The organism is Pseudomonas sp. NFACC13-1 (genome assembly GCF_900104425.1).
Classification (GTDB): Bacteria; Pseudomonadota; Gammaproteobacteria; order Pseudomonadales; family Pseudomonadaceae; genus Aquipseudomonas; species Aquipseudomonas fluorescens_AA.
Genome location: NZ_FMXV01000023.1, coordinates 99,103 through 105,639, shown reverse-complemented (window position 1 = coordinate 105,639; position 6,537 = coordinate 99,103). Strand labels below are relative to the sequence as shown.

Annotated in this window: 3 protein-coding genes and 1 pseudogene; all 4 read left to right on the top strand. The window is 53.1% G+C overall.

Annotation, left to right across the window (positions count from 1 at the left end; translation table 11 throughout):
- A pseudogene (locus tag BLQ55_RS23960) lies at positions 1 to 632 on the top strand (hypothetical protein); the annotation flags it as partial.
- 50 nt (positions 633 to 682) lie between these two features.
- On the top strand, positions 683 to 2,965 hold the full coding sequence (locus BLQ55_RS23955; RefSeq protein ID WP_092257572.1) for a hypothetical protein: 2,283 nt from the start codon (positions 683 to 685) through the stop codon (positions 2,963 to 2,965).
- Positions 2,966 to 2,994: 29 nt separating this feature from the next.
- Positions 2,995 to 5,904: a hypothetical protein gene (locus BLQ55_RS23950; RefSeq protein WP_092257569.1), complete on the top strand. Its 2,910-nt coding sequence runs from the start codon at positions 2,995 to 2,997 to the stop codon at positions 5,902 to 5,904.
- A 46-nt stretch (positions 5,905 to 5,950) separates the two neighbouring features.
- Entirely contained in the window at positions 5,951 to 6,442 is a 492-nt protein-coding gene (locus BLQ55_RS23945) for a hypothetical protein (protein WP_092257566.1), read from the top strand.
- The last annotated feature ends 95 nt before the right edge of the window (positions 6,443 to 6,537 follow it).

Here is a 6,537-nt window from a genome sequence, read left to right as displayed (position 1 = left end):
CTGCCTTGGTGACGGTAGTGCGCTCGCGCTTGACGATCAATCCACTGATTCAGATTTGCAATTTAGACGAGCGTGTACCGTTAAAGCTTGGCTATCTGAAGGACGATGAGGACAGTCCTGCGCCTACGGTGGTCATCAACAACCCGGTTCCGGGGGAGAGCGGTTCTATCGAAACCAATAATGGCGTTTACACCTATGTCTCGAATAAAGACGTCGTCGAAGGGAAAACCTATGTGATGGATGAACTCGTGGCGACTTATAAGGGGTATACGGCGTCGGTTTACATGGTGGTTACACAGACAAATCCCGGGATCACCATTCAAGCCCCTGATAGCTTTGAAGGATTGATAGAAGTCGTTTTAAGAGCCAAATTCAATAACATGGATTTAACCCAATATGCTGAATGGAGTATTGAATTCAACGGCCCCGGCTCATGGCACAGCGAAACCCCAGGCGTCTATCAGGTTGACGAAATGGCCCCGCAGGCTTTCGTGTTCATCAGAGCGTCCTATGACGCGGGGCCTCTGGGTATTCTAGAAGGTCATCTACTGCTCGCGCTGCCCTTGCTCGATATTCCCGATGTGCCGCTGAGTGTTGCCGAGACTGATGGCGAGACAGGCCTGGCTTATTGATCTGTATAACGACTTGCTTGCAACCCATTTATTAAATGAGGAAAGTAGCGATGGCCAGTTTTTCGGTAACCGAACTGTTAGGCTGGATGCAGGGCACCAGCCAGATGCGCGAGTGGGATGCATTGTTTGCCTTGTCGGGTCATTCGGTGAACCAGGCGCTACAAAAAGACCATGCACTCCGATTAAGCCAGGGCATAAGCCTGAATGGCATCACCGGAAGTTACGAAGTGCCGGATACTCCGCTTACCCATCACTTGATCGGGTGCTCATTGAGTTATCCCGAGATTTCCTTTCCATCAACGTCGTATGTATCGAATGCCGTGGGTTTATCCCTGCAAGTGAGCAGCGGCCAAGAAGTGATCACGCAAAAAAAAATTGATCAACAGCTTATCCAGTCGGTTTTTCTCTTTAGCCCACTTAATGCTTATAAGTTGGTCACAGACGAGCAACCGGTTACTTTCCAAGAGCCAGCAGCCGGACGCGATGCGCAGGTCGTGCTGGACCTGACGTTGGCGGAAGAGCTCAGGCTGACGAGTTCGCCGGTACTGGAGGAACAGGTCGCTGGCGGCAAGTTCTTCAAGGCGCAATTTGAAACCTTGGCCAATGAACGTTCCGTATTTCTGTTGGCCAGGTTCCCGGATCAGGAAAATCCTTTCCTGTGTATCAAGTCCATTGATGTGGGCACTCAATCGAGCGGCGAGGTCGCGGGCGAAGGGGCGTTGCTGTTTTATCAAACCATGGCGATGGGCAGGCCCGGCAACAAACCGAGCGAATACCGATACCTGATCGCCAATGACGCCGATAAGGACTACGCCAGCACCGCGCTGTTCTCGTCCAGGCTGATCAATCGGGCCGCGTTCGGTGGGGCACTGTTGAGCATGTTTGGCAGCAATCACTTCGAACTGATGGAAGACGATGGACGTGTGATAGGCATGAAAGCCACCTCGGGCGAGTTGACCATTACGGCTCGCGATTATAAGGACAATCTTTACGACTTTGGCTGTGACACTTTTGATATCTCGCTGGTGCAAGGAGCTCAGCCACTGACGGCCGAATTTGAACTGACTCGGGCCGTTCAGCACTGGCAAACCAGGGCCGATGTGCCACTGCGTTATCGGCTCCAGGGCAGCACGGGGGGATGGACCTCTTTTACGGTGACGTTCAGCTTCAGCCTTGAGCAGGTGTTCCGGATGATGGTCGATGAGTTCGCGCCGTACGAAGTCGGTGCCGAGTTATTTGTGCCACGCACGCAGACGCCGGACGTGACGTACATCAGTGGCCTGCCGGATAACACACCGCAACTCCTGCGCGACCGGATCGTGGCGTTTATCGGGCATGCGGTTAAAACCGCGTTGATCGAGCAGTACGCCGAATGCCTGACGGCCACCGGTACCCAAGGTTTTTTGGCGGATGTAGACCTGGCGGGTGCCCACCGGTTGCAATCGGAAGTCGTGGCGCTCCCACAGGATTATGTCGACTTTGGCCGGGTTCTTTCCTCCAGCGCCTCGTTCACGATCCGTGCGCCGAAAACGCTGTTATTGCCTGGGGAAATTGTTTCGTTCGAGGTGGAACCGGCCGCTCCCGGAGTCAGTTTCACGGTAGAGGCGCCGGGTGCTTTGGATCCTGGAAGGATGACGCCTGAAGGGGAGTATCGGGCACCGCCGGCCCATACACTGGGCGCAGCCCCTCTTCAGGTACTGGTCATTGCCCATGATGAGGCCAGTGACGAGCGAAGTGTGGTCGTAGTAACGGTGATCAGGGGAAGTCTTGTGGTCAATCCCGTTATTGAAGTGTGCAACCCGCTGGAACGCATTTCGTTTTTGGCGGGCTCCATCGGTGGCGGACCATTGACGTGGGAAATAAAGAATCGGGTACCGGGCGAAAGTGGAGATTTGGTCCCCAATCCTGTCACCGGTGGATACGACTATATTGCCGCCGACGAGATCACGGGTGAGGCCACCTTTGTTTTCGATGAAATCAACGTGACCGATGAAGACAGCGGCAATACATGGTCTAGTTATGTGGTGGCACAACATAAAAACACGATGATGGTTATAAAACCCGATCTTGAATCTTCCGCCGAAGGTGAACTTCAGTTGCGAGCCACGATTAACCACAATTCCATCGAGCCGGAGTGGTTCCTCCCCTTCGGAGGCCCCGGAGAAATCGACAGCGATACGGGGTTGTATCGTGAAGGCGGACCCAGTGCCCAACCTTGCGTCGTCATTGGCGCAAAATGGGTTGAACCCGTGCTTGGTCTATTTGAAGGTTACACCATCGTGCCATTACCGTTAGCCGATTCAGGTGCGGTCATTCGTGCATTGAGTTTGTAATTGATCCTTTTATTGGAAGAGGGTTTACCATGGCTACGTTGAATGAAGTTCTTGCGCTTATGCAGGGTAGACTGATTACCCGGGGCTGGGATGCATTATTCATATGCGACCGCCTTCGCATTAATTATCTTCTGGAGCAGCAATATGTAACGCGCTATGAAGAATTCACTTTCTTACCCTATTTGAATGGTCGCACTGCCATTAACGCGCCTGAGGGTCAGTCTGTCGAGGTTAAATCAATCGTTCTCGGTGCGCCGAAGGTATCTTTCGAGAGTGCGACCTTAGCGGACTCCAGCGCTACGGTGACGATGAATATCGTGGGCGGGGAAATCAAGACGTGGCACTCTCGAGTGGGCGCTTCGGACGCTCTATTGTCCACGGGGTACATCACCGAACAGCAGGGTTTCACCCTGACGATGAAGGTCAACTTGTTCTTGGTGGTGGCTGAAGTCGACCGGCAAGGCCGTATCACGATGGATTTGAAGGGGGCCAGTACCTTTACCTGCGATCTCTTGGGCAGAGAGCACGCAGAGCGCCTCGGTGTCTATTTTAAAGAGCAGTTTGACAAATTGTCGTCGGACCAGACCGTGTTTCAGCTGGGACGAATCGGCCTTAAGGGCTACCACGGGCTTGCCCCAAGGCGTTTCCGCCTACGGACCCAGGCTGCACCCGGGGCGAAGGTCAGAGGTGCGGCAAATGAAGGCGATGGTGTGGTGCTTGCATTGATCGAACTATTGGCAGGTAATGGCCCGGGGCAAGAACTCGGTGCCGACTTCCCTTACTTGATGCCCGGTGACACCAATCCTGGTGGTGATCGCAAATACACCGCCTTGTGGGTGTTATCCCGGGACATGCTGAGGTATGCCAGCAATAACAACGTGGAGCTACCGGCACATCTATCCTTCCCCGGACTGAATTTCTACGAAGAAGTCGCGCAACACACGCCTCATGACCTGGTGTCGTTTGGTCGCATCAGCCCCGCACAGACCAGCATACGCCTGGAACCTGCGTTCCCCGTCATCGAGGCCGGGGGGCGACAGCAATTCCGGCTGCTCGATTGGGAAGGCAGGACGCTGACGGCCAAAACGTGGGAAGCCGTCAGCTTGCAAAGTCACTCCGAGGACGGGCACGGTACCATAGACAATGGCTTGTATAGGGCGGTGTCGCCGCAACGTATTGGCTACCGCTCGTTGCGTGTGCTGGTGACGGCTACCTATGAAAACAACGGTAAAACCTACACGGCCTCGACGCTGCTCAGGGTGGACTACAGCGAGGTGGAAATCGCGCCGAAACTGGTCACCCATTTGCTCGAGAAAGCACCTGCCGCAGTTACATTGAACGCGACCGCGATGGCGCAGGAAGCCCGATGCAGCCTGCTTGCGCCGCTACAAGGCAGCCTGACCAGGGTTGCCGACACGCAGTGGCGGTTCGTGGCCAGCGCCGAGGCTGAACTCAAGGGCTTCTCAATTCAGAAGGTGCTGTGCGAGACGCTCGGTGCTGACGTCAAAACAACGCAATCTACCCTGCTGCTGGACAATGCCCAGTCGTTTTTAAGCGTCGAGCCGGCTGTGGTGGAGCGTCTCAACGCCGCCAATACGGTGCAATTGAACCACGATGTTGCTCTGATGCCGCAGGTGCCGCGGCGGTGGCGAGTGGTCAGTGGTGTCGGCAGCGTGGACGAAGGGCTTTACACCGCCCCACCGCAAGGGGTGGAGCAGACGAGCGTGGTGTTGTGCGAAATCGTACGTAACGGCGTGGTGTTTTTCCGGGGCTACAGCGTGATTGGCGAAAAACAGCAGGACCCGGATCCGACTTGGGAACTCCCCCTGGCCCTATTCACGATCAAAGTGGTGGGTGGGCCGGAGCTGGAAACGCAAGGTAATGTACTGGCCAATGGTTACCAGCAACTTAATGTTCAAGTCAGTACCCAGACCAATGGTGTGTGGGATCCAATAGACGAAGAGCTCAAGTACTACAAACTGAGTTTGACGGAGTTGGCAAGCATGCGCCTAGTCTACAAAAATGGTGAGGAGCTGCCTTTTATACCGGTGGAGGACCTGGGAGTCGATCCGGGGGCGAAACAAGAGTTGCAAGTGCATAAAATTCTGAGTCCTTACTTCGATCTGGCCATTCCAAGTAGCCCCGGTCAAGCACCGAATGCCGACGCTCTGCGAGCAAATGATTCTCTGGTCGAGCAGGATTTCTATCTTCATTCCGTTGCGCCCGTCAATAGCACCGCAACGCTGCATGCCAGATTTCAGAAGGACAGCGCCGATGGCGGTGGTCAGTGGGTCGATACAGCGAAAGAGGGGGAAGAGGGCATCGGTAAACGAATCACCGTCAGGTCCGTGAAGCCCGCAGAGTTTGTATATGATCTCACTCGGGAGCGCATAGCCGGTGGCAGCGGAGGCGAACCGGGCAATGATAACGCTGACTTCGATTTGATTCTTAACAGCCAGGATTGGTGGACGTTCAAGTGCAGGGGGCAGGACTTTATCATGCTCGAATGGCTACCTCCCGATCAATTAGAACCGGGTGTTCCGGAATTTATTAATGTGTCTTCCATTCGCTGGGAAAGCGAAAAGCTGGAGGAGACTATGTTTAGTTGGCTGGGCTATTACTTTGAAGATAGTACTGGAAATAATGACTTAAAAAACAAGGTGGCTTTCGATGAGTTCATGCCTGATGTTGTAAAAGACCCTCGGCTCCTGGATGTCGCCAAATCCAAGTGGTATGAACCCTTCACCTTTGCTGTTTTACTGTGTCGAAACGATAACATCCCGTTCATTAGGCCTCGCGTCCATCCGCGTCCGCAGTTGGATCAAGATTTGAAGGTTGCCTTGCGAGACAAAAACGGCAATCTTCACAAACAGAGAATTTCATTCAAGCCCAAGGGTACCTATTATCATCGTAACTTTCTGACTAATACGCGTTTATGATCTTTCCCTTCGTCCATGATTGGTCGAACTTTATAGGTGACTGAGAATGAATATTTTTACGAAAATAAGCGCCGGATTGCTGATTGTTGCCGTTCAGGCGATGACTGTCGTTCTGGCTCAGGGAAGTATTAAGCTATATCAAAAAGGTAGTATAGAGGATCCTGGTGACACATGCGTTATTGCTATTCCCGCTTCATATAAAGACTATAATATGCAATATCATGGTTGCAAGAATGATGTGTACAGCTTTTTTACCCTCGACAATGTGGAGTCTGCCGTGAGGATTGCCTTCGGTTCGGAAAAGGACTGCCGAGAGACAGGGTCGGCTTATACGGGGGACTGGTACTATATGGTGAAGACCTATATTGACCCTACTAATACATCCTTGATTTCACTTCCGGGTATAGTGGCATCGGCGATACCAGGGCAACTTCTCAAGCCGGGAGTGATGTTTGTAGAGGGGAAAAACAAAAATAATAAGCCTGTCGAAGGTAAGCTGTCCTGTCTTTATATATGGCCAGGTACGCCTGCAAGTTAATCATGCTTGCCTGGCGCTCACTTTTGGTGGTGAAATCTAAAAGCAAGCGGTTGGGAAGCTCAAGGTTACTCAATATTGGCGCGTGGTTTTCTGAG

What these genes read in the sequence shown, in the direction of transcription:
- BLQ55_RS23955 (WP_092257572.1), top strand. Translation starts at nt 683, where the DNA reads ATGGCCAGTTTTTCGGTAACCGAACTGTTAGGCTGGATGCAGGGCACC.
- BLQ55_RS23945 (WP_092257566.1), top strand. Translation starts at nt 5,951, where the DNA reads ATGAATATTTTTACGAAAATAAGCGCCGGATTGCTGATTGTTGCCGTT.
- BLQ55_RS23950 (WP_092257569.1), top strand. Translation starts at nt 2,995, where the DNA reads ATGGCTACGTTGAATGAAGTTCTTGCGCTTATGCAGGGTAGACTGATT.